The sequence below is a fragment of the Prevotella sp. AM34-19LB genome, assembly GCF_003468525.1.
Taxonomy (GTDB): Bacteria; Bacteroidota; Bacteroidia; order Bacteroidales; family Bacteroidaceae; genus Prevotella.
Window position 1 is genome coordinate 1 of sequence record NZ_QSIG01000013.1, and the last position, 25129, is coordinate 25129.

At 35.7% G+C, this 25129-nt stretch carries 24 protein-coding genes and 2 pseudogenes; 24 read left to right on the forward strand and 2 right to left on the reverse strand.

The window, feature by feature from the left end; all coding sequences use genetic code 11:
* Positions 1-348: 348 nt before the first annotated feature.
* The 12 genes from DW830_RS05595 to DW830_RS05655 all read left to right on the forward strand — a co-directional run bounded on the left by DW830_RS05595 (position 349) and on the right by DW830_RS05655 (position 13958).
* On the forward strand, positions 349-663 hold the full coding sequence (locus DW830_RS05595; RefSeq protein ID WP_158573447.1) for an acyltransferase: 315 nt from the start codon (positions 349-351) through the stop codon (positions 661-663).
* On the forward strand, positions 663-1766 hold the full coding sequence (locus DW830_RS05600) for an EpsG family protein (protein WP_119249204.1): 1104 nt from the start codon (positions 663-665) through the stop codon (positions 1764-1766). The genes DW830_RS05595 and DW830_RS05600 overlap by 1 nt, the downstream gene beginning before the upstream one ends.
* Before the next feature lie 16 nt (positions 1767-1782).
* Positions 1783-2784 carry an acyltransferase gene (locus DW830_RS05605; RefSeq protein ID WP_119249205.1) on the forward strand — a complete coding sequence of 334 codons (1002 nt, stop codon included), beginning with the start codon at positions 1783-1785 and terminating at the stop codon, positions 2782-2784.
* Entirely contained in the window at positions 2781-3755 is a 975-nt protein-coding gene (locus DW830_RS05610; protein WP_119249206.1) for a DUF6625 family protein, read from the forward strand. Before DW830_RS05605 ends, DW830_RS05610 begins: the two co-directional genes overlap by 4 nt.
* A gap of 2 nt (positions 3756-3757) precedes the next feature.
* On the forward strand, positions 3758-4618 hold the full coding sequence (locus DW830_RS05615) for an alpha-1,2-fucosyltransferase (RefSeq protein WP_119249207.1): 861 nt from the start codon (positions 3758-3760) through the stop codon (positions 4616-4618).
* 419 nt (positions 4619-5037) lie between these two features.
* Positions 5038-5997, forward strand: a complete 960-nt coding sequence (locus DW830_RS05620; protein ID WP_119249208.1) for a transposase — start codon at positions 5038-5040, stop codon at positions 5995-5997.
* Positions 5998-6039: 42 nt separating this feature from the next.
* The gene (locus DW830_RS05625; RefSeq protein ID WP_119249209.1) at positions 6040-7131 is read left to right on the forward strand and encodes a glycosyltransferase; all 1092 of its coding nucleotides are present in this window, start codon (positions 6040-6042) and stop codon (positions 7129-7131) included.
* Positions 7132-7578: 447 nt separating this feature from the next.
* Positions 7579-8328, forward strand: a complete 750-nt coding sequence (locus DW830_RS05635; RefSeq protein WP_119249210.1) for a hypothetical protein — start codon at positions 7579-7581, stop codon at positions 8326-8328.
* A gap of 11 nt (positions 8329-8339) precedes the next feature.
* Positions 8340-9719, forward strand: coding sequence for a glycosyltransferase family 4 protein (locus tag DW830_RS05640; RefSeq protein ID WP_158573448.1), 1380 nt, complete (start codon positions 8340-8342; stop codon positions 9717-9719).
* A gap of 952 nt (positions 9720-10671) precedes the next feature.
* Complete coding sequence (locus DW830_RS05645; RefSeq protein WP_119249211.1) at positions 10672-12045, forward strand: DUF262 domain-containing protein; 1374 nt, start codon at positions 10672-10674, stop codon at positions 12043-12045.
* A gap of 10 nt (positions 12046-12055) precedes the next feature.
* Positions 12056-13144, forward strand: coding sequence for an AAA family ATPase (locus DW830_RS05650; protein WP_119249212.1), 1089 nt, complete (start codon positions 12056-12058; stop codon positions 13142-13144).
* Entirely contained in the window at positions 13137-13958 is an 822-nt protein-coding gene (locus DW830_RS05655) for a hypothetical protein (protein WP_119249213.1), read from the forward strand. The genes DW830_RS05650 and DW830_RS05655 overlap by 8 nt, the downstream gene beginning before the upstream one ends.
* Before the next feature lie 92 nt (positions 13959-14050).
* Here DW830_RS05655 and DW830_RS05660 read toward each other — a convergent pair whose 3' ends face one another.
* Positions 14051-14326: a hypothetical protein gene (locus tag DW830_RS05660; RefSeq protein ID WP_147487222.1), complete on the reverse strand. Its 276-nt coding sequence runs from the start codon at positions 14324-14326 to the stop codon at positions 14051-14053.
* 91 nt (positions 14327-14417) lie between these two features.
* Between DW830_RS05660 and DW830_RS05665 the strand changes: the two genes are divergently transcribed.
* The 9 genes and pseudogenes from DW830_RS05665 (at position 14418) to DW830_RS05705 (ending at position 23006) form a co-directional block, all read left to right on the forward strand.
* The gene (locus DW830_RS05665) at positions 14418-15131 is read left to right on the forward strand and encodes a WecB/TagA/CpsF family glycosyltransferase (RefSeq protein WP_119249215.1); all 714 of its coding nucleotides are present in this window, start codon (positions 14418-14420) and stop codon (positions 15129-15131) included.
* Positions 15132-15649: 518 nt separating this feature from the next.
* Positions 15650-17140 (forward strand): SIR2 family protein, encoded by a 1491-nt coding sequence (locus DW830_RS05670; RefSeq protein WP_119249216.1) that lies wholly within the window; start codon positions 15650-15652, stop codon positions 17138-17140.
* 83 nt (positions 17141-17223) lie between these two features.
* On the forward strand, positions 17224-18195 hold the full coding sequence (locus DW830_RS05675; RefSeq protein WP_147487223.1) for a hypothetical protein: 972 nt from the start codon (positions 17224-17226) through the stop codon (positions 18193-18195).
* An 83-nt stretch (positions 18196-18278) separates the two neighbouring features.
* Positions 18279-18767 (forward strand): annotated as a pseudogene (locus DW830_RS05680) (WecB/TagA/CpsF family glycosyltransferase); the annotation flags it as partial.
* 545 nt (positions 18768-19312) lie between these two features.
* Positions 19313-19594, forward strand: a complete 282-nt coding sequence (locus DW830_RS05685) for a hypothetical protein (RefSeq protein ID WP_233544395.1) — start codon at positions 19313-19315, stop codon at positions 19592-19594.
* Positions 19595-19970: 376 nt separating this feature from the next.
* Positions 19971-20105 carry a hypothetical protein gene (locus DW830_RS16890; protein WP_254918957.1) on the forward strand — a complete coding sequence of 45 codons (135 nt, stop codon included), beginning with the start codon at positions 19971-19973 and terminating at the stop codon, positions 20103-20105.
* Positions 20106-20109: 4 nt separating this feature from the next.
* Positions 20110-20199 carry a type II toxin-antitoxin system YafQ family toxin gene (locus tag DW830_RS05690; RefSeq protein WP_233544396.1) on the forward strand — a complete coding sequence of 30 codons (90 nt, stop codon included), beginning with the start codon at positions 20110-20112 and terminating at the stop codon, positions 20197-20199.
* Between the two features lie 828 nt (positions 20200-21027).
* Complete coding sequence (locus tag DW830_RS05700; protein ID WP_147487224.1) at positions 21028-21993, forward strand: leucine-rich repeat domain-containing protein; 966 nt, start codon at positions 21028-21030, stop codon at positions 21991-21993.
* A gap of 29 nt (positions 21994-22022) precedes the next feature.
* Complete coding sequence (locus DW830_RS05705; RefSeq protein WP_233544397.1) at positions 22023-23006, forward strand: hypothetical protein; 984 nt, start codon at positions 22023-22025, stop codon at positions 23004-23006.
* A 96-nt stretch (positions 23007-23102) separates the two neighbouring features.
* Here DW830_RS05705 and DW830_RS05710 read toward each other — a convergent pair whose 3' ends face one another.
* Positions 23103-23369: a multiprotein-bridging factor 1 family protein gene (locus DW830_RS05710; protein ID WP_118153697.1), complete on the reverse strand. Its 267-nt coding sequence runs from the start codon at positions 23367-23369 to the stop codon at positions 23103-23105.
* Positions 23370-23811: 442 nt separating this feature from the next.
* Between DW830_RS05710 and DW830_RS05715 the strand changes: the two genes are divergently transcribed.
* From DW830_RS05715 to DW830_RS05725, 3 genes and pseudogenes are all read left to right on the forward strand, one after another.
* The gene (locus tag DW830_RS05715; RefSeq protein ID WP_233544398.1) at positions 23812-24027 is read left to right on the forward strand and encodes a dephospho-CoA kinase; all 216 of its coding nucleotides are present in this window, start codon (positions 23812-23814) and stop codon (positions 24025-24027) included.
* Between the two features lie 10 nt (positions 24028-24037).
* Positions 24038-24451: pseudogene (locus DW830_RS17290) on the forward strand (putative toxin-antitoxin system toxin component, PIN family).
* A 136-nt stretch (positions 24452-24587) separates the two neighbouring features.
* The gene (locus DW830_RS05725; RefSeq protein WP_119249222.1) at positions 24588-24971 is read left to right on the forward strand and encodes an MFS transporter; all 384 of its coding nucleotides are present in this window, start codon (positions 24588-24590) and stop codon (positions 24969-24971) included.
* Positions 24972-25129 lie beyond the last annotated feature (158 nt).

Consider the following 25129-nt stretch of genomic DNA (forward strand, 5'->3'; position numbering starts at 1 on the left):
ATCTCTCAAAGGTGTACCTGCTTTGATTGCTTCTCTTGGATAATGACCTGTAGGGATCAATACCATCGAAAAACACGCTCTATTAGTGTTCATATCGGCCATTTTAAGCTTATGACGAATTGTTTAACATAAACTAAAATTTTAAGATGAAAAAAGATATGCCCTTAGAGGCTTAGGTGGAGTCGTGATAGCGGTTCTGCCCTCTATGATACACCCCCAAACGGCCGTTCTCGGACGGGCTGGGGGGGCAGTAGATTGATTTCAAGTTTATTAAAGTCTCAGTTTTCTTATATTGGTAAAATTGGTCATCGTTCTAATTTTCATCTTCTCATTGTAAAAGGACGTTTGATGATTGGAAATGATGTTTTTTTTAATCATAATGTAAGTGTAACTTGTTTAAATGAAATAGTAATAGAAGACAAATGTACTTTTGGTAATAATGTTGTGATTGTTGATCACGATCATAATCATGATAATACCGGTTTCCTTAAAGGTAGAATAAGAATTGGTAAGGGAACATGGGTCGGTGCTAATGTCGTAATATTGCGAAATACCATTATTGGGAAAAATTGCATAATTGCTGCAGGTTCTATTGTAAAAGGTTATGTTCCTGATAATACTCTTTATTTTCAAAAAAAAGAAACAGAATATAGAAATAGATAATGAATGTACTAATATTGATTGTTGCGATATCAGTAGTAATACTGCTTGCAAACAGAAATAATTTAACTATATGTGTAGCATTAGGAACTCTGATGTTATGTTCATATTACTTTTGGTGGGAACCAAATCCAGAAGCAGACTTAAATTGGCATTACCATTTTTGGGATGATGTTTCTTATTTATCTTTTAAGGATGTTATATCTATGAATTCTAGTAACATTAATATGATATCTAGTATATATACTGAAAAGTTTATAAGGACTTGTCCTGTGTTTTCTTTATTTGTTTGGCTGCTAACTTTTTTAAAAGTTAAATACATCCTTCCTGTATTAGTTTCAATAATTATATATTATTCTTCTTTTAGATTGGTATATTCTTCTGGTAAAAATAACTTCTTAACAACTGATGCAATAAAGGTTGGTATTATATATGTTCTCTGCCTAACTAATTTCTTTGGATTAGGCGGCTTGAGAAATCCATTGGCATATACCCTTTTTGCTCTGGTTATTTATTATGATTTTGGGGGGAAAATTAATAAAGTTGTAAGTTTTGGGCTGTATATAATGTTGTGTTTAATACATTCTTCTTGTTTTATATTATTAGGTTTTAGAATCTTATATTTGTTTGCCTCTAGGTTTGATGATATATTTATTTATCTATTTCTGTTTGCAGCAATTGTTGGTATAGAAATTGTATTAAAAGTTGTTGGCTCTTTAGGTGGTATTTTGCAGGATGTTGTTGTTACTCAAAGCGGTTACCTTACAAGTGGGTCGGGTGTTGTTAATGGATATAGTAGAACAATTAAAGTACTAAATTATATTTGGTTGGCATATTTGTTCTATTTATATTCAAAAGATAGACCTGATCGTTTCCCTTCGATATTAAGATATTCTAAATGGATATTGTTTTTTACAATCCTTAACTTGCAAAATTACGATGTTTTTGTTAGAATGTCGTATTTCCTGCTTCCTCTTTCTGTAATTTTTGTTGTGGATTTAGTTAATGAAAAATATAATCTTCATAAATTTAAAACAGTCTTATTTGTTGTGTGTGGCTTTACTTTATTATGGTTATCTTTTACAGCTTATACGGCGTTAGATTAATAAATATTTTATAAATATGCAAAGAAATTTTAATTTCGATCTTATACGATCTTTGGCTTGTTTCTTGGTCGTGTGCATTCATTGTGGTGGTTATGTAGGTGAATTACACGAAACGCAGGGCTTTTCTTTCTGTGGAAATTTATTATGGTTCTTGTGGATAAATATAATATGCTCTGCTGTTCCATTTTTTGTAATGTTAAGTGGTGCCCTTCTTTTATCAGGCAAGGTGACCCCCCCATATCAGTTTTTAAAGAAAAGATTAAAGCGTATATTGGTTCCTTTTATGTCATGGAGTATAATCCTTTATATTCTTACAATATATAAAGAACAATGGCCTGTTTCACCAGAACTTATTCCGAAGTTTGCAATTATGTTTTGTACGAACGGAGTTCATTCTGTTTATTGGTATGTTTATATGATAATTGGTCTTTATCTAATGACTCCTATATTGAAGCCGTTTTTTGTAAAGGCTGATATAAAGCAAATAAATTATTGTGTCCTTCTTACTGTTGCATTTTTTATAGCTAGAGCTCTATGGAAAAACGATGTACAATGGGTAAAAGGATTTCATTGGAGTTATTTTACTTGCTTGGCTTATTATATATTAGGTTATGCTATCACTCACTTTTATCAAAATATGAAGTACTTCAAATTGATTAGTTTTCTTTTTCTAGTTGCTTCGTTAATGATAAATATGGGTTGGTGTTTGGTTTTCAATGAAACGAATGAGCATTTACAGTTTTTCTTATATGTATCATTGTTTTGTGTGTTTCTTAATTTTAAGATTTCATTTTCAGGCGCAAAACTGAAAGTTCTAGAGTTTATTAGTAATTGTAGTTATTCGATTTACTTGTCTCATGTCGTTTTGGTATCTGCAATGGTAATGGTCGGTTTTACTCATATATTACCTTTGTGGATTATGCCATTAGCTATGGCAGTGATAGTGTTCTTAATTGAATGTATAGGCCAATGGATTATCCTGAAAGTTGGTTTGAAAAATATTTTTGGTAGACTATGACATCGATTTTATATATAGTTCCTTATTTTGGAAATTTTCCTAAGTTATTTCCGGTTTGGCTGCACAGTTGTGCTAATAATCCAACAGTAAATTGGCTTATCTTAACTGATGACAAAAGAGATTTTTGCTATCCGTCAAATGTTAAAGTTGAATATACAACTTTTGCTGCTGTTCGAGAGCGAATTCAAAAATTGTTTGATTTTGAGATAAACTTAAGTCAACCTTATAAGCTTTGTGATTTTAGAATAGCATATGGTTTGGCATTTGCTGACTATTTAAAAAGTTATGACTTTTGGGGATTTTGTGACATAGATCTTATTTGGGGTAATATTCGTAACATTTTGGATGAAGCGACATTTGCTACGTATGATAAGATTGGTTATCAGGGGCATTCAACCCTGTTTCGAAATGTTGATTATGTTAATCGCTTATTTCGTGAAACAATAGGTTCTGAATCTGTATATCCATTATTGCAATCATCGAAATCAGAATTTACGGATGAAGATTTTATAAATCGCTTATTTGATTATAAACAGATTCCATATTATCAAAAGAAGACGTTTGCCAATTTGTCTAGCTTTGTTTATAATTTTAAGCTGGACCATTTGGAACAAAAAGATAAAAAGAAAAACAAACGTTTTATTTTTAGTTATGAACGTGGGCGTCTTTATCGTTTGTCAGTAGTTGACAATGCTGTATTCAAGGATGAATTCATGTATGTACATTTTTTGAAAAGAGACATGAATATAAACATACCAGAACAAGCAGATGAATATCTTGTAGTTCCTAATGAATTGTTACCATATGAGAATGTTGATGCTTTTTATATCAATAAAGCTGATGCACCTCATGCGTTGAGATTTGCTATTAGACATTTCAAAGAAAATGCCTATAAATTAAATTTCAAGACAATAGTTCCTATCGCAATAACAAAAATTAAAGGTTACTTTCGATTATATACAAAATTTTAAAAATGATTTTACTTAAATTGACAGATGGTATGGGTAATCAGATGTTTCAGTATGCCTATGCTCGTTATCTACAGTCCATTTATGGTGGCAAAATATATTTTGATTTAACGAAATTAGGGGGGCGACATGTGCGTTCTTACGGATTGAATCATTTCCGTTTAAACTCAAATGTCGTTATTCCTTCAAGGTTCTTGCAATATGCATCTCGTTTTTATACGAAGATAGTTAGATTGTTTTTTAACCGATTACTTGGTGTTTCGCTTCATACAGAAAAAGGGTTTCATTCATATGTTAAGTACTTGGGGTATTATACTACTGATGAGCCTATCAGGTATTTCGTTTTTAATCGTACATTTCTTCCTGTTAAATTAGTTAGAGGTTTTTTTCAGTCTCCAAAATTCTTTTCTAGTATAACTTCTCAGATAAAGCAAGATTTTGAGATAAAGGAAAAATTCAATTCAACGGTAGAATCGGTAAAGAGAGAGATAGAGTCTTGTAATTCTGTTTGTTTACATATTAGAAGAGGGGACTTTACTTTGTATGATAGATTTCAAGTATGTGATGAAGCTTATTATCAGAAAGGTATCGACCAGATAAAAAACAATGTCGAAAATCCCGTTTTCTTTCTTTTCTCAAATAGCCCGAAGGATTTAGAGTGGATAAAGCAAAACTATAGATTCAATGGAAATATTCGTTATGTTAATGTTGCCAAATCTGCAATTGAAGATTTTTATTTGATGCGACACTGCAAGCATTTTGTTATTTCTAATAGTACATTCAGTTGGTGGGCTGCATATCTCGGAGAGAATGATAATAAAATAGTTATAGCTCCTTATCCATGGATAAAAGAAGAAACTTCGTAGATGACATTTACGATGATAGTTGGATAGTTTTGAAATGCTGAGTTCATATTTTATCTTTCTATTTTATTGGTATTCTAATCAATGATGTAAATGAACTTCTAAATTGACGTAGTTAAATATTAGGCATCTGGGGTTATCGAACATTGTAATATCACATTGTTATTTACAGACAAAATTGTGAAAATGTGTAGTTTTAACCCTTCTTTACGTAATGTTTTTACAATAAACTGGCAAGTTGTTAATTACATCCTTGCTCTATTTTTGAAACTTATTAAATATCAATACTACGTTAAATTGATATTTAATCGTCTGTAAATCAATAATATATATTAAGAAATGCTTATGAAAACTTAACTATAAAAAGTTGGTCAAGTCGCTGTTTTCTGTAACTTTGAAAATCACCACAAACGCAAAATTATATGAATACAGGACTTGACCAATATATGGATATCTTTAAGTATGGCTCGCATGTTGAGCAAACCTATCGCAACGCATTCGGCTTAAAAAAGTCGAAAAGCATTGACTGGTTCAAACTTAATGTCTCACTTGCCAAGCGCTTCTTTGGTAAACAGGGAAGATGGGCTATTGCCATTGATCCCAGTTACATCAGCAAAGCTGGCAAGAAGACTCCACATATCGGTCGTTTTTGGTCGGGATGTGCACAGTCTGTTAAGCATGGTCTCGAAATCATGGGTATTGGCCTCATTGATATTGATGCCAAAGACTGCATGACGTTAAGAGTACACCTGTCGCTAAGTAATAAAGAACTGAGTTTTAGAAACAAGACTATGGTAGATTTCTATATCTACGTCATTAAGCGTTACCGCAAGGAACTTCTCAAACTCTCAACCCTCATAGTTGCAGATGCTTACTTCTCTACAAGTACATTTGTTAATGGGATAAAGAAAGAAGGGTTCTCTTTGATAAGTCGCTTTCGTGACAATGCTTGTCTCTTTTATGTCTATGCTGGTCCACGTACTGGAAAACGTGGTCGCCCAAAGACCAAGGATGGCAAGATTGATATGAAGAATCTTGACCTCACTCGATCAGGTGAAGAGGTATTTCTTTATTATAGAACCAGGTTCCAGATCGAATTTTGCTTTCGTGACGCCAAAGGCTATACTGGTCATATGGACTGCCAGGCTCGCGATAAGTGGAAACTCTATTTTGCTTTCAATGCTTCGTTCACATCACTAAATGTTGCCAAGGTAACTATGAAGGAGATGGGAATGGAATATTCTATGTCTTCATTCAAGTCACTGATGACCAACACTTATCTGATGAGACGAATTTTTAAAGCATGTGGGTACAACCCGAACCGAACTTTAATTAGTAAGATTTTCAAAGATCTCTCGTGCTTACAGCGTATAGCTGCTTAGCACATTATTGAATTATTAACGAACTATTGTATAAAATAAATTATGAAAAATTTATATTTAGGTGTAGCACTTGCTCCTTATCGCTTGGATTATTACAACTATATATCTGAGCATATGAATTGTGATATTTATTTTCAGTTAAGAGGTTTTGAAGGTCAGCTTTTCTCCACGGAAGAAGTGGAGAAGAAATGTACTTTTATTCCAAAATATTTGAAAATCACTCGAATGATGGGTGACCGTCAAGTAGTATGGGGACTCCGAAAACTGATAAAGCAATATAAACCGGAGTTTATAATGGTTCCAGAGTTTTCTTTTCTTGCTATGCAGGTAATATTAATCAAGAAGCTTTTTGGATATAAATATAAGATTGTATCACAGTGTGATGATAGCTATGCCATGTTAGTTGGCAAAGGCTTTTCCCGTTTTCACGAATGGTCTCGCAAGTTGTGCATGCCTTTTATCGATAATTTGATATTGTTGGATTCTAGAGCAAAGACTTGGTATCAACACCATTATCATAAAGGTATTTTTATGCCTTTGTTGACAGATGATAGTAAGGCTAGTGTTACTGATGAGGTTAAAGCTAAAGCAAATCAATATAAAGAACTATATGGTCTTAGTGGTCTTAAAACGTTACTGTTTGTTGGCCGTTTAGTTGAAGTTAAAAACTTATCTAGTCTGCTGAAGGCATGTTCTTTACTGTCTTTTGATTACAAGCTTATTATTGTAGGTGATGGCGTTCTTAAAGAAACTCTTGAAAAAGAAGCAAGAGAACTTCATGCTAATGTGGAGTTTGTCGGTCGTAAGAATGATTCTGATCTAACTGCTTGGTATTGTTGTGCTGATGTGTTTGTGCTCCCTAGTGTTATTGAGCCATTTGGTGCAGTTACCAATGAAGCTTTACTAGGTGGTTGTAATTGTGTTATCTCCAAACTTGCTGGATCTGCTTGTTTGATAAAGGAAGGAGTAAATGGATTCCTTACAAATCCAAATTCCGTGGAAGATATCGTCAGACAAATTGGTAAAGCTTGTCAGTTGTCGATTGATTCTGATAGGTCATCCAAAATGTTTATAACATTTGATTATGCTATGAGATCTATGGAAGAAGAAATTAAAAAGAATGTTTTAAAATAGAATAATTCTGTGAAAATATTGCATAAGTTATACTAGAGTTTTATAAACGAATATTTGACTCCTTAGTGATGATTATGCTTGATTTTTACATCTAGTTGGTTATTATAGAACCAGGTTCCAGATCGAATTTTGCTTTCGTGACGCCAAAGGCTATACTGGTCTTATGGACTGCCAGGCTTGCGATAAGTGGAAACTCGATTTTGCTTTCAATGCTTCGTTCACATCGCTAAATGTTGCCAAGGTAACTATGAAGGAGATGGGAGTGGAATATTCTATGTCTTCATTCAAGTCGCTGATGACCAGCATTTATATGGTGAAACGAATTTTTAAAGCAAGTGGGTACATCCCGAACCATACTTTAATTAGTAAAATTTTTAAAGATCTCTTGTGCTTACAGCGTAAAGCTACTTAGCGCATTATAGAATTATTAACGAACTATTGGTTATAATGGAGACAATATATAAAAATGAAATCTTAGGTGAATCCGGTTGTTGTAACGTTAATTTTTTAGTTCATGATAATAAATTCTATGTGATGGATAATCACTTGTGTGCAAGTTGGTGTTGGGAACAAAAAATCAATCCTGCATATCAATATGGTATATTTCACATAGATAGGCATTATGATTTATTGAATAATCTAAGTGATGCTTATCTTAGAACTAATCATGATAGGTTAACTGGGACAAATTTTGATGATTTTAACTCATTGGCAAATGCTACTGATATCAGATATGATAATTATATAGATGCATTTTACCGATTGCATCCAGGTTTATTGACAAAAGCTTATTATTGTACTCATCATGATGGTAGTGATTGGCGTAATATGAGTTTGAAATCCATAAGCTCAGATGCTACAGACGTAAAGATATATGACTTAGTCGATAATGTTGACTATTGGATAGGTAAAAGCGATATTGAGCATTGGATATTGAATATAGATCTTGATTTCTTTTTTCAAGGGCAAGGAGAGGAAGGATATTATCGCTTTCTAACAACACATTATGTTAAAAAGCTATGTCGTGCCATAAAGAAAGTTTTAGATAAGATTGATGTCATTTCAATAGCACTTAGTCCTGAATTTTGTAACGGATGGGGGCCATCTTTTGATGTTCTTCATATAATTGAAGATGAACTAGGTTTTAAAATGCCTTTCAAATATAGAAAGATAGGAGGACGAGATATTTTAGTATAATGTTATAAGTCATGAAACAGAAAATTTTATTTATTATGCACATGCCTCCACCAGTGCATGGTGCTGCTATGATGGGTAAGTACATCCATGACAGTAAGTTGATTAATGATAAATTTGAATGCCATTATATAAACCTGACCACGGCCAAAAGCCTTCAGGATATAGGTAAGGGTGGTATTAGGAAGTTATGGAAATTCTTTTGTCTGCTCGCTAGAATAATGAAAACTCTTGTTGGTATTCATCCGCAAATGGTATATGTAACTCCTAACTCTCATGGGGGAGCTTTTTACAAGGATTTTGTGGTTGTAGAACTGATAAAACTCCTGGGATATAAGGTGATTGTGCATTACCATAATAAGGGGGTGGCTACTTGTCAAGACAAATGGCTTGATGATAAGTTATATCGCATATTTTTCAAGAATATTAAGGTCATTCTATTGGCAGATGCATTATATCAGGATGTTGAGAAGTATGTTAAGAGAGAAAATGTCTTTATTTGTCCTAATGGTATTCCAACATCATTAGACATAGAACCAACTTCTGAGCGAAATAACGTTATTCCTCAGTTGTTGTTTTTATCTAATTTACTAGTTGATAAGGGAGTATTAGTACTTCTTGATGCGTTAAAGATCTTGAAGGAAAGGGGATATTCTTTTGTTTGTAACTTTGTTGGAGGTGAAACTGCAGAGATTGATGCTACACGTTTTGCTGAGGAGGTAGAGAAAAGGGGTTTGAATGATATGGCTGTTTATCTAGGCAAGAAATATGGGGCAGAGAAAAATGAGGAATATCGCAAATCTGATGTTTTTGTTTTTCCTTCTTTAAATGAAGCCTTTCCGCTAGTTAATTTGGAAGCCATGGAGTTTAAACTTCCAATTGTTGCCTCTGGCGTTGGTGGTGTTACTGCTGAAATAAAGGATGGTGAAAATGGTTTCGTATGTGAGCCTGGCAATACTGATGCTTTTGTAGAAAGTATATCTAAGCTTCTTGATGATAGTGATTTGAGGAAGAGAATGGGAGAGGATGGATATAGAAGATTCACAGAAAATTTCACTCTAAAGTCTTTTGAAAATCGATTCGCTGATAGTTTGCAATATGAATGTGGGGGGGCAAGATTGACTCTAGCTTATTTCCATGGTAAAAAGTATAATGAGGAAAAAGAAGCATTCTTTGAGAATGCTGATATCTTCATTTTCCCAACATTGAATGAGGCATTTGGGTTAGTCTTGCTTGAAGCTATGGAGCATGCTCTTCCATGTATAGCTACTGACGAAGGTGGTATTTCTGATATTGTCGATGAAGGGGAAACTGGATTTATAGTAAGTAAGCGAAATGCCAATATTCTTGCTGTTAAGATAGAATATCTTCTTATTCATCCAGAGGAAGAATGAGAATGGGTAAAAATGGTTATCGCAAGTTCAAGGATAAGTTCACTCTCAGAAAGTTTGAAGAGTCGATGGTTGATATCCTGAATGATTGTCTTCATTCTGATAAAGCATATTAGCTTGGTTATGCTTTGTTCAATATTCAATACTTCATTATGAACCAGATTGCTATCATATTATATTCAAATCCAAAAGATCCAACAAAGTCGGGCATTCCCAATAACAAGAAAATTGTTCACTAGTGTCCCTGCTAAACGAGACACTTGTGTATCCGAAAGACAAAAGTGAATCGTATTTGTTGAACAGTTGCCTAAATGGAACTATCTTGTTAGGTGCAAATCTGCTTAGCATTTTTGTACCAATTTGTTTTTTTTGTTACCTAGCTTTATTTTTCTTCAAAAATCCTTGGTAATATCGAGAGAAATGTGTAATTTTGCACAAAAAATAAACAAAAAGGTCTTTGGATGTCTTTTAAGTCATTTGCAGACCGAGTTGTTGGGAACAATGGTATGTAGGTATATGGATTTCTGATAACGGTTTTGGCGGACTGTATCTGTTGGACGGCGAAAGCAGGTCATTGTATCGGATGCGTCAAAGGCTTTTAGTCAAACATGTCTGCTTGCGAGAAAACATCGGGAGAATTGTATAGGCAAATTAAACTTTGTGCAAGATGTGACAGTAATCGTTGATTGGAACCCTGAGCATAGTACGCTATCTGCAAAATGTTCTAGATTGGAGAATAATAGTTCGAAATGAATGGTATCTTCTTTGCCGCTTTATCGGAGAAATTCTTCGGTATCTTAGGTATGAGAGGGAGCAGTTAGGTCAACATGACCTTCTATGTCCCAATCCGCCTAGTTAAGATACGAAATATAATTGATAAACAAATTAATTATGGTACGTAAGGGGCTTAGGCTTTAGCTTTTTCACCCCAAGCGGGAATTAGTACAATATTATTATGCAAATTGCTTTAAATTTAAAAGGATATGGTGAAACCAAATTGATTGTTTACCCTCATTCTGTTTTGATAGGTGAGGATAAACAAGAAACTTATGTGCTTGTGTATGCAAAGGATGATTTGGACAATCCTTTTATGACATTGGCTTTAGATGAAAAAAAAGGAAAGTTTGAGGTAGTAAGTCAACATGATGTTCAAGAGGATTATGAAACTTTAATGAACAAACTAGATGATTTGGCGTTGCGTGTTATCGAGGCTAATCAGCATGGAGTGGATTTGTCTGATGTTACCTTGAGTAAAAAAGGTTTGGAAAAACCTTATAACCCAGATCAAATACGCGTAGAGTCAAAGACATTTTCAATTCGTTTGATTTATGATATGATAAATAGTGGAGATTTAGATTTATCTCCTGATTTCCAAAGAAATGTAGTATGGGATGGGTTTCGTAAATCACGTCTAATAGAATCAATTTTATTGAGAATACCATTGCCGATGTTCTATTTTTCTCAAGATGAGGAAGGTAAGCTGTTTGTCGTAGACGGTTTGCAGAGATTGACTGCTATCAAGGAGTTTATGGATAATAAACTTGTTTTAAAAGGGTTGGAATATTTGTCAAATACTTGTGACGATAAAACCTATAGTCTTGCCGGGAGAAAAATAGAAGATAAGTATTTCAGATGGTTTAATATGACACAATTGTCGGTAAATGTGATTGATCCTCAGTCTCCAGCAAAAGTTAAATATGATATATTTAAGAGATTGAATACAGGAGGCAGACCGCTTAATGCACAAGAATTAAGAAATTGCTTATCTAGAAATCAGATTAGATTAACTTTAAAAAAGTTAGCTCATTCTGATGCATTTCTAAAGGCTACAGGCAATAGTATCTCTGATGTCAGAATGGATGCTCAAGAGTTAGTCCTTCGTTTTCTCTATTTTAGATTTCAATATAAAAAGGGAGCATTAGATAGATATGATGGAAACATGGATGAAGAGTTGAACTTGTTTATCGAACTTTTGAATTCTGAGTTAGATTTCAATTTTGATGAATACGAAAAGGCTTTTGAAAATGCGATGAATATTGCTTACTATCTTTTTGGAAGGCATGCTTTTAGAAAAGTAAATTCTAAAACATCCTACTATGGAGCAAGAAGTATTGTAAATAAAGCTTTGTTCGTAAGTTGGGCTGTAGTTTTAAGTGATTTGGATATTAATATTGTTAAAAGAAAATTTGAAACAAATTGTTTGGTGCCAGTTTTGGGCAACTGTATTGATAATGATGATGATTACTTTAAGGCATTGTCATATGGAACTAATGGAAAAGCGAATATTTTAAAAGCTTTTGAAATAGCAAAAAAAATATTAAATCTCTAAAATACGTATTATGGAGAAGTTAAAAATTGAAGGATTTAAATGTTTTAAAGACATATTGATACCGATTAACGAATTGACGGTCTTGGTAGGTTCTAATGGGTTTGGTAAAAGTACAACAATCCAGGCTTTATTATTGTTAAGACAGGCTCTTGATAATGGGAGTTGGGTCGCTTTAAACGAAACTTTCGGGTTGGAATTGGGAACTACGTCAGATATTATAAATCAAAATTATTCTGATTCGAAAATAACAATACAGCTGTTGGACGATTTCGATGGAAAAGTCTTGATAGGCTGTAAGTTGAATATTGAGGATAAACTTGATGAACTTGTATTGCCTAGTGAACTTAATGTTGCTAGTGATGAAACTTTGTTTTCAAATTCACATTTTTATTATGTGTCGGCAGAGAGGGAAGGACCAAGAACTTCTCAAAAGTTATCTCCTATGGATTATCTTTCGTGTGGAACTAGAGGCGAAAGAACAGCACAGGTGTTGGGAACGGATGCAGGTATGGTAAAGATCCTTACAGAAAGAATGTTCCCTGGCTCTAAAAATCCGAATTTGAATGCACAGGTAAATGAATGGTTATCTACCATTTTTCATAAAATAAAAGTGATGGCGAACATCGATACAAAACTAATGAGAGCTTCCATCCGAACCAGCAATCAGTTTGCCATCGGGGATGTTCAGACTACGAATATGGGATTTGGACTTAGTTATGTCCTTCCAATCATAGTTGATGGTTTGGTGGCAGAATCAAATAGTTTGTTTATCGTAGAAAACCCTGAGGCTCATTTGCATCCAGCTGCTCAAACAGCTATAGGGTATTTCCTTGCTTTTATAGCATTTTCTGGTGTCCATGTTATTTTGGAAACTCATAGTGATCATGTGATTGATGGTATTCAATTGTTTGGGTTGCAGCACAAAGATTGGCTTTCGAAAATAACAATTAATAATTATGGAATTGAGGATGGGGGTGCTCCTGTCGTAACCCCTATATCAATTGATGCTGCTGGAAACTATTCTGATTGGCCAAAGGGGTTTATGGATCAAACTCAAATAAATTATATGGAAAGATTGAAAATTAAAAGTAATGATTAACTATTTCTTTTATCCTCAAACATTTGCTTCAGAGGCCATTGATGCAATGATAAAATGTTTGAATGACATGAATGAGGCTGTACTCTGTTGTAATCAAGATGTAGAAAAATTCCGTCATGATGAAAGCTTTTATTCTTTGCATGATAAGGATGGAAATATGACTTATCAAATGATTTGTGATGCTAATCCTTTATTGGGTTATCGTGTTTTACCAGCCATGTTTAGGCACTTTCAAACAGTACCTTCTGGTGTCATTTGTGAAGACTTAGAGGGGTTGAGGAAAAATTATCCAATAGAATGCTGTTTGTTTGGTATTTTTTATGATCCAAAAGATTATAATCATATAGGTTGTTTGGCCGATTTCAAGAAAAATCGTATCACAATAGCTCGTTCTTTAGTCGCACCACATACGTTCCAGAAATTGTCCTCATTGTTGTTTGAAAAACTGAAATTTTCGGATGATGCATTACGGCAATATATCGCTATGGGGCAAGAAGTAATGAGTGGTCTTATGGCTGTGTTTATTCGCATGAACAATTATTGTATGAGTTGGAAAGATGGAAGTATTCAAGTCTGTAAAATGCAAACTGATTTTGGAATACTCATATCTGATGAATCTGATACAGTAAAAAATGATAGTCATCTATGTGCGCAACGAAATTTCTTCGTTTCGGAAAAAATTGGATACCAAAAATGCTTCCTTCATGTAAAGGTTGGAAATTTACGTATTCATATATTTCCTAATAATGAGGATAACACAATATTTATAACTTATATAGGAAAGCATTTAAGCACAAAAAAATATAAGTGCTAAGTCTTCTTTCATGGTGATAAATATATGTATGGATTTTTGTTATATTGGGAAGTAAATATGTTGTGAGCAGGTTTTATAAAGGCTGCAGAATTTTATGTCATTTTCAGTTGCCAATCATGTATTTGTATGATTGACAACTGAATCTTACACCAAACCATGCTATCTAGCATAAAATAAGGGATAGCCTTTTTGCTATCCTCTGCAAAATAGAAAAACAGATGTTTGATGCCTGGGGCATCAGCATATTCGTAGGCTTCGATTTTCACAATGTTGATGCCTTGCGACTGAAGAGCCGCAAGGAGTTGCTGACGTTGCTTTTTCGTAAGCTGCTTATACTTCGTATATATAGTATTAATATCGTATGTCATAATCATTGTTTCTTGTTCATGAAATGATGGGATTCTGATGGACCCCGCTGTTTATGGCTGCGAAGATAACAAAATAAATTCAAATACAGTTATGTTTCGATTAAAAACATTAACGATTTTGGGTAGTAAGGCGGAACTAGCCTCATTACCAGAGGGCAAATTGCTCATAAACACAGTAAATGCTCATTCTTTTAACACGGCAAAGAAGGATCAGCTCTTTGCTGATGCCCTGACAAATGGCGATGTGTTGATTCCGGATGGTGTGAGCATCGTAAAGGCGTGCAAGTGGATTAAGGCGAAGAGCCAGCCGAAGGAAAGAATAGCTGGCTGGGACTTGTTTTTCTTCGAGATGAACAAGCTGGAGAAGAAGGGTGGTACGGTGATGTTTATGGGTAGTTCGCAGAAGGTGCTCGACCTGATAGTGAAGCGTGCTGCCGTGGAGTATCCTCACCTGAAGGTGGTGACTTATTCGCCTCCGTATAAGCCTGAGTTCTCGGATGAGGACAACAAGGCTATCATTGATGCCATCAATGCTGCCAACCCTGATCTGCTCTGGATTGGCATGACGGCGCCTAAGCAGGAGAAGTGGACGTACTCTCATTGGAATGAGTTGAACATCCATTGTCACGTAGGTACCATCGGTGCTGTCTTCGACTTCTTCGCTGGTACCGTAGAGCGTGCCCCTATCTGGTGGCAGGAGCATGGCCTGGAATGGCTCTATAGATTGATGAAGGAACCGAAGCGTATGTGGAGGAGATATATCATCGGTAATAGCCTGTTCCTCTGGAACATGGTGAAAGAGTAGGGTAGGGGTTCTAAAATCATCCTTCAATAGTCTTTGCGACCCCTTCGGTTCCCCTTACAGGGGACAGAAACCTTCTTTACCATTAAAGAAGGAGTTTTTTCTACCTCTCCGTCTCTCCTGCAAGGAGAGCTCCACCTTTCTCACCAAGCCTCTCTTCAATAGTCTTTGCGACCCCTTCGGTTCCCCTTCTAGGGGACAGAAACCTCAGGGACGAGAGGATGTAGCCGTCCTCCGGTGCTCAGAACCGCTACGCTCTAAGGTTGGCGGACCATCAAAGGTCTGCGCCATGTTTATGCGGGCTGGGACCGCCTGGAGTAGGGATTCTCAATTGCTTACTGATGTAAGAATGGTGGTAGTTTAAGGCTTGGTGGGCTATATCGTAGCCGAGAAGAATGGACAACTGCTTGTCTGTTCCTTGAAAGGGGTGCAGAAGATTAAGGAATTTGGAAAATAACTAATTTTATTAGTTGAAAGAATTCTGTTTTTTTTTAACACTCATAACTTAAAATCATGAACCAATGGGACAAATTGATGAAAATGTAATAAAAAAGTTGGATAGGGTTTTGTTGAAAGGATCTCCTATCTTATTCACTGGTGCGGGTTTCTCTAAATTTGCTATTAATGGTGATGGTGAGACCGTACCTGATGGTTATCAATTGAAGAAAGCTTTGATAGAAAAACTTTTGTTAATAGATGAGTCTGAACCTGATTTTTCTGAGTTAATGGATTCTTCTTTATCTGATTTATGTTCATATTGTGAATCAGAGAAAGGAGTTGATACACTCAGAGATTATTTAAATTCCGTTCTATCTGGATGCAAACCTCAACCATTTCATAAAATTATTGCTAATTTTGATTGGAAAAAAGTATACACAACAAATATTGATGATTTGTTTGAGAATACAAGAACTGTCGATTCTTTAGCTGTTCAAAATAGAGAGCGTTTGGTTTCATATACAAGAGCAAAGTCTATAGAATATATAAAATTGCATGGATGTGTGCGTAACCCTTCTGGCTCAATAGTGTTTTCTAGGCAAGATTATATTGATTCTTTGTTGAATTCTAGAGATTATAGATTCAGTTCTTTTGCTACAGATATGCAACGAGAGAACTTTGTTTTTTTAGGATTCGAAATGGATGAAATAAATCTTGACTATTACTTAAGTTTGTATGAAGCTGTTCAGGGGCATTCTTCTAATGGTCAATTATTTTTTGTAAAACCGAAACCTAGTCTTATATTTAAAAACAAGATAAAGCGAATAAACGGCTATGTTATAGATTGGACAGCTGAAGAATTTGCGGATCATTTGTCGTCTCTTGTTGAGAATAAACAAGATGCTGTTACTCAAAATTACCAGATAGATGGCTTCCGATTCTTAGATGGTATATATCACAATGAAATTTCTTTTAAGGGGTATAATTCTGATTTATATATTGGAAAAAATCCTTTATGGAAAGATATTTTCTTTGATTGGGATTTTATTAATCCTCAAATTGATAGCTTAATTAGTTCTATTTTGAGTACTACTTCAAAGTCGGCTAGAAATCTTATTGCAGCAATTATAGGAAAGGCTATCTCTGGTAAATCGGTATATTTGAAGAGAATAGGGTTGACTTTATATAAAGAAGGATTCGTTGTGTATGATTTTGTTGGTAGACGATTTGATTATTGGGCATTTTTGCAGCATTGCAAGAAAATTGAAGAAAATAAGATAGTATTATTAATGGATAATGCAAGTTTTTTTTATAATGCGATTAAAAACTTGTTGAATAAATTCCCTGCTAATAAGCAAATTGTTATAATCTCAACATCACGTCCATACTTCCATAATAGAAAAAGGTATAATTTAATCTCAGAATATAATTTTATAGAATTGTATCTTGGAGAGAATTTGCGAATGAAAGATAAAGAACTTTTTTCTAAGAATATTGCTAAAAAACTTGATGAAAAAGGTTTTCTAGGAAATCTTAAAGCAGATTCTATTGATGAAAGAGTTAAAAAATCATAAAAAAGAATGATGTAGCATCCTTATTGTATTCTATAACTTATGGACATGGTTTCGTTAAACGTGAGATTGATATTTATAAGAAAATGATTTCTTCGTATGAAGAGGATTCTATAGATGTTTTAAGGGCTTTAGCTTTGTTTCAGAAGATGGATTTGCCTTATTTTCCATTAGAATTGTTGGCACTTTGGTATACATCGAGTTATAGTACTATATTGGATAAGATATCAGACTTAGTAAATATATCAGTTGAGAATAATGGAGTTTATTTGAGAAATAATATTCTTACTAGCCATATAATTCGTTCTATTTCTTCAGCAAAAAAATCTTTTTTGTTAAAAGATATTCTCGCTTTAGTTTCTCCTCAGATATCCAACACGGTTCATTCGTACTGGAATGAGATTCAGTCTACGTTGATGAAAGTTAAGCTTCTTAAAATCAAATTGAAAATGACTAATGCAGAGATTAAGAATCTTCTTTTTGATATAAAAAACTATTATAACGATGACTTTAATTATTGGCTCCAAGTAGGCTTAGTAGAACAAAGTGAAAATAATTTTGAAAAAGCGCTCAATCGCTTTAATCAAGCTGATGCTTTATCAAATGATTCCTATGTAGTTCAAAATGCAATTGCTAGAAATTATCTACGTTTTGCAAACTATACAACAGAACAGACTGAGGCAAAAGCATTGTTTGAGGAAGGTGAGAAAAGAATGTTGAAATTGATTAATAATAGAGATGAGTATCAAGTTAAGGCTTTTTCTACCCATTGTTATATATTTGAACAAATTAGATATTGGAAAAGATATGATATATGTCCGTCTAAGGCTGAAGTGGAAAAACTATTTGGTATGCTGAAGTCTTTGTTAAATGTTGATCAAAATGATCCCATGGCTAAACATATTAGCAATTTGCTATTTAGGTTTATCCGTGAATCTAAAATAAATGGTAATATATCTTTGGGATCCAATTATGACTTAGGTTATCTTAAAGAAATGTTTTCTGATTATTCTTCGATAAATATTGAACAAATGTTAGAAGACTATGAAATTGATTAATTTCTCAGTCTAATTTAAATAATTGTATGGAAACTGTAAAAGTATTAAATATAGATATTCAGAACATAACTCGTCTGTAGCTCTTGGAGAATCTGAAGGAGGGTGTTCTTGTGACTCTCCTAATCTTGATCATCTGATTAAGCTTCAGAAGGACAAGGAGTTTTATGATGTGTATCAGAAGTCGGAATGGGTGGTGTGTGACAGTAAAATCCTCTACCTATTCGGCAAGTTGTTGAAGACTCCAATCAAGGAAGCGATTCCGGGTTCCAGCTTCTTCACCTCTTATTATATGTATCATAAGGATGATGCTGACTGCAAGATCTTCTTGCTTGGTGCCAAGGAGGGTATTGCTGCCAAGGCGATGGAAGGTGTTCATGGCTCTGGGTGCTACCATCGACTTCGAAGCTGGAACATTGAAACGTGCGCCTAAGATTTGGCAGGAAATCGGTATGGAGTGGCTGTATCGTTGCATGAAGGAGCCAAAGCGCCTCTTCAAGCGTTACTTCGTGGATGACATGCAGTTCTTCTATTACTTCGGTAAGCAGCTCTTGGGAATATACAAGGATCCTTTCCAAAAAAGTAGGATTACTTTCTTCGGAAGAACTTACATAGCAAGGCTATCGATTGCAAAGCTACGTGTAGTACCGATACACCGCTATCGTCATTATCCTAACGCCCAAGTATATAACCTTGACATCGTTAAGGCTGGTACTCCTAATCCGGTAGTAAAGGATTACAAGCCAGCTTTGCGTGATGGTCAGAAGTTGCAGTCTTCTTTCATCGAGTATGATATCCGCAAGTCTATCGAGAACTTGCCGTTTACTCCTACAGAGGATGATGTCATCTTCAACTTTGCTGCCGAGGAGTTGAAGAAGGTTACAGGCTTGACTCAGTTTGTTCCTGATATTCCTAACTGGGTTATCATGCCTATGGCTAGAGCTGCCATGCTTCTTGGCTCGCCAATGGGTATCTGTCCTGCAAGAGTGAAGAAGCTCCAGATTTCTACTAATATCTGTGGTGAGAAGTTGAAGAACTGCGGTTATCAGTTTAAGTGGAGCTTTGAGGAAGCGCTGGCTGACTGGTTCGAGGATAATGACAGACAGGGGCTGAAGTAAAGATGAAATGTGGTCTCTATGATGAGAGCTACAAGATTGCTGCTGATACCAATCTCCTGGTGAACTATCTGTATAACTGCCATCTGAAGGTGGCGTATCTCCCTGAGTTCGTAACGAGAATGAGAATGGGTGGCATGAGTACTGATTCTGCCAAGCGCAAGAAAGTGTGGAATGAGGATATCAGGGTATATTCCGGATATGGTTTCAAGCCCGTGACATTGACGAAGCTGATGAAAATGGCATGGAAAGTGCCGCAGTTCATTCAAGCGAAGTTCATAAAGTAGATTCGAAAACCTACCCGTCCTTCCTTACCGTTAAGGAAGGCTCCACCTTTCTCACCAAGCCTCTCTTCAATAGTCTTTACGACCCCTTCGGTTCCCCTTCTAGGGGACAGAAACCTCAGGGACGAGAGGGTGTAGCTGGCTCTGCTATAGCGCCGCCAGGGTTTTGGTCAGCCAGCGGAGCCTGTGCCCTAAAGGGCTGGCTGGGAGGGCTTACGCAATAAAATTGCGATTGTTTGACGCAACAGAGTTGCGAGTGTTTGTCGGCTAGCACTTTGAGTAATTTGCTGATAGCTTGCAGTTTTTCGGCATTTTTCTTGGTGGTTTCAATAAAAAAGCTTATTTTTGCGGAAAAGTTTAACGTTTAAAATTATAGGTTATGGCAACATTAACTATACAGGTGGAAGATAATAGTGTTATGGCTGGAATAGAAGAAGCAATGGATGATATTCGTCATGGTAGAGTGACGGAGTATGAAAGTGCTGATGATATGTTTGAAAAGTTGGGAATGTAGTATTATGCCAGATTGGCTGTTGATATGGAAACAATATAATGATGAGCTGGTTTTAGTGATGACTAATACTGGTTCTCATAGTGATGTTTTCTAGAAACAAATGAAAATGGCATGGAAAGTGCCGCAATTCATTCAAGCGGAGTTTTCGAAAACCTACCTTCAATAGTCTTTACGACCCCTTCGGTTCCCCTTCTAGGGGACAGAAACCTTCCTTACCCTTAAGGAAGGCTCCACCTTTCTCACCAAGCCTCTCTTTCCTCAAAGACGAGAGGATGTAACCGCCCTCCGGTGCTCAGAACCGCTACGCTCTAAGGTTGGCGGACCATCAAAGGTCTGCGCCAAATTATGCGGGCTGGGACCGCCTTGCTAAAGGTGGAGACCGCTTGTGTTGGTCTTACTACGGCTTGTTATAATGGAATTATGTAATACTGATTTTTTTCATCTGTTATTAAGGACGAGGCGTTTGGATTGGTCATGACTGAAGCTATTGTGGTACTCCTGCTGTCACCTTTACTGTTCCTGGGTGTCGCTGAATGGCGAGACTGGCAGAAAGAGTGTGAAAGAACTCTTCATCGTGCCAAAAATGCTAGAGAAAATGGAGGAGTGCTATGTCGAGATAAAAGAAAACAAATGAGGTCGTTCAAATCGAACGACCTCAGAATGCTGTATGTGTTCTTTTGTATGACAGAACACAAATTCGCTAGCGAAAAACGTGGGATGCCGAAGCTGCGATGAATTAAAGGGATTCTAAGCAAGCCGTTGAAGTTCTTCTTCCCCGTCTATTAGAGGTTCCTCCTCTACGCTTAGACTCCATTCAAGATATTAATCAGATTGACCTCCCGCAGGAGTGCACTCTGAACATCACTTATTTTAAGTCGCTACCCCCATAGTCCGACTATGGGTGCAAAGATACATAAATATTATGGAATATCCAATAAAAATTAAAGGAAAAACGATAAAGCAAGTTACAAAACTTAATTTATCCCATAAAAATCTAAAGACAATACCTGATAATGTATATCAGTATGCAAATCTAGAAAAGCTCGATTTGAGTTACAATAGGATAGAGGTGATTCCTCAAGAAATATTGAAACTCAAAAAACTTCGAACCTTAGATTTGGCTTTTAATAATTTAAAGGTATTACAAGGCGCCTTATTTAAACTGCCAAAGTTGAAGATTTTGAATCTGCATGGTAACCAAATCAAGCATTTACCCAAGCAAATACTTGACTCGAAGATTACTACACTCATTCTTAGTAAGAATAAAATAGAACATCTTGATGAAAGTTTGATAAGCGGTATCACAAAATTGGATGTTGTAGATAATCCTGTGTCGTATGTTGATGAACTTGTAATTGAGGATGATAAGAAGGTTGTAATACCCTCTATGCAACTTCCGAAGAATGGAACTGAAAATAAAAAGATTATTATGCATAAAGACAAGAAGAAAATATTTATCAGCTATGCTCATGCTGATGAAAATTTCCACAATAGATTGATGACCCATTTGAGTGTGCTGAAAAAGTATATAGGAGGTTTTGAAGAATGGTCTGACAAGAAAATTCATGCTGGACAACACTGGAAAGAAGAGATAAAAAAGGCATTGGATGATGCTAACATTGCAATACTTTTGGTCTCTACAGACTTTCTTGCTTCTGATTTTATTGAAAACAATGAACTTCCACCGATTTTAAGGAAGGCTGAAGCTGAGAATACTAATGTGTTGTGTTTATTGGTAGAACCGAGTTTCTTTTTAAAATCAGAATTGTCAGAATTCCAAGCAGTAAATAAGCCTGAGGAAACTTTGGCGGAAATGGAAAAACCTGCACAAGAAAGAGTATTTCTTAAATTGATGGATGAAATTCAGAGAATAATAGAGGTCGAATAGTTAGGTCTTGACATTAAAACTATATGATAATGGGAGCGCATAAAAAATATGATTTAGAAAGCATTAAGCAAGAAAGATGGTTCTATATTATCCATAGGAATCAATGCACTTTATGTGGAAAAGAATTTAGCAATGGGGAGGAAACTTTTATTGGGCATTTAGATGATGGTGCATTAGCTTATACTTGTAAAGGCTGTAGTTCGAAAATGAAGGATGCAAGATTTTATTCTAACAGAAGATTTTGCTGCAAAATTCCAGAACCATCAGCAAAGTTATGGCGATATATGGATTTAGCTAAGTTCCTGTCTTTATTGGATGAAAGTTCTTTGTATTTTACCCGTATAGATCATTTTAATGACTCTTATGAAGGTGCCTTGGGAGTTGCTACCAATGAAGATGCTTGGATTAAAATGGAAATGCAGCGAAGAGCACCATTCGTTAATTTGAAAGAATTTGACGATGGGAGCAATGACGAAGAAAAAGCCAAATATGAATTTGATAGATATAGAAGAACAATTAGAAAGTGGCGCTTAAATAACTACATAAGTTGTTGGCATCAGTCAGATGTCGAGTCTGAAGCTATGTGGCAATTGTATTCTAGGGATACTAAACAAGGAATTGCTATTCAGACTACGTTTGAGCGTCTTTATCAGGCACTACCGGTTACAGCAAATTGCGAATTCGGTATGGTAAATTATATTGATTATAGCGAATATCATAATGGAACATCAGGGAAAGACTTTCATATGTTTGATGCTCCTTGGTATAAAAGATTATCTTTTGCTCACGAGAAAGAATTTAGAGTGATTTCGGAATCTCCCGATTTCAATATGTTGACGGATGCACATGACTTGCTTATACCTGTGGATTTGAATCTGCTAATTGATAATATTTACTTTTCACCAAAGGCAGACAAATGGTTTGTAAAATTAGTCTCGAATATCATTAAGAAAAAATATGGCCTATATTGTTCAATGCTTCAGTCTAATTTAAACAGAGCATCCTTTTATTAGCAGTAAGTAAAAACAGGCTTGAGCATGCTAAGGTTCTGAATTTGGAGGATACCGATGAAAGGTTATTGCAGATTCTATAAATAAAGCATAGCTCAATCAATGAGCTATGCTGATGAGTTTACTTCCCAAAGCTGTTTCTATACGAGCAATAGTTTGAGTAGTGAAGTTATGTCTGCCTGTTAGCCATTTGGAGATTTCTGAGTCTCGCTTGTTGAGCAAGCGGGCGAAATCCTTTTGGGTGAGACCCTTGGCTTTCAGAATCTCACTAATGCGCTCGGCAATACCGAAAGACAAATCGAACTCTGCCTTTTGCTCGGCAGGTATTGCAGCGAGGCAATCACGGAATAATTTGTTCTGTATCATAACGCTTAAATTTCAAAGGTTGCACTTTCTATGTCTGTTATCATATTATCGACAGCGAGAGAAGACGGCAAGGCTTCGGGAGTGGAGTTGCCTCAAGTAATAGGTAACCTCCACTGGCATTAGCTGGTGGAGGGCTAAACTTCGTATTCTTGTCTCAAAATTAGAAAAATGATGCCGCCGTGCAAAGGTACAACATTTTTTTGAGATATGCAATACGGCGTTGAGCGGATACTTACAAAGGTCTCGCCAGATTGTGCGGGATGGGACCGTCGGGGAATAGCAGGCTATAGTTTACAGTTAATAGTTTATTGTTTACAGATTTTTGTGGTAATTTGTTGATGAGTTGCAGATTTCTTTCGATTTTCTTGGTGGTTTCGAAGAAAAAGCGTAACTTTGCGGTTATAAATTAATAAAATGAATTATTATGGCACAGGTAGCAACAATGAATCAAGCTCAATTGCAAATCCTCGATATGCTGTCATTTATCAAGACTCCTGAGGCTTTGCGAGATTTGAATAAGGTAATCTCCGATTATTTTGTTCAGATGGCTGATGCTGAATTAGATAGGATGTGGAATGAAGGAACCCTGAATGAAGAACGTATCGAGAGTTTCCGGCATCTCCATGAACGTACTCCATACAATAAACCAAAATTATAATCTTTAGGTGATGAATATTGTATTGGATACAAATAGTTTGATTATGTCAATCGCCCCAAGAAGTCCGTATCGTAAGGTGTGGAATGCTTTTCTTAGGGGCGATTATAACCTTTGTGTGTCCAATGAAATAATAGAGGAGTAATCAGAGGTTTTATCTCGTAATATATCCCCTCAAGTTTCTGAGGCCATAGTTTATGCTATATTGACTAGACCCAATGTAATTCGCAAAGATCCTCATTATACTTTTGCTTTAATTGAGGCAGATAAAGATGACAATAAGTTTGTAGATTGTGCCATTGCTGCAAATGCAAAGTGTATTGTTACAGAAGACAAGCACTTTAAGGTCCTGGAAAATATTCCTTTTCCTAAAGTGGAAGTTATAGGTATAGAGGATTTTAAATGTTATTTGGATAAGTGGATATAGGTTTATGTACTGGTTTTGGTATATCACCATTACAGCGTAAGGTTTAAACATATTAAGTAGTTACCTTTGCATCCGAATTCTTAAAAAGGTTATCTGGCACTGGTAGTAAAGGACAGTCTTAAATTTGCAGAGAATCATGACGAAGCCATCTATCTTCAGATACGAAGGGCATAACTATCTGGTGCCCTTCCTCATCATCAGTAGCCTCTTCTTCATGTGGGGCTTTGCCCATGGCATCCTGGAGGTGCTGAATCCGCATTTCCAGGAGTCGTTCCATATCAGCAAGACGATGTCGGCCTTGACGCAGGCTGCTGTCTATGGTGCCTACTTTCTGATGGCGCTGCCTGCCGGATGGATTATCCGGAAGTGGGGCTACAGGAGGGGAGTGATAACAGGACTGGTTCTCTTCGGTATCGGTGCTCTGATGTTCATACCGGGAAGCATGATCAACAGTTTCTACTTCTTCGTTCTGTCGCTGTTTGTGATAGGATGCGGACTGACCTGTCTGGAAATTTGCTGATAACATATTAAAAAAGAAATGATTATGGAAGGAATGTACATTGTTTTAGGTGGGGTAGGTATCATTGCATGTTGCCTATACCTGTGGTCTGCTTTTACGAAAAGTGGGAGAAAATGGGTTGAAAATCTATAGGTAAATTTTAGGCAGTAACGGAATCC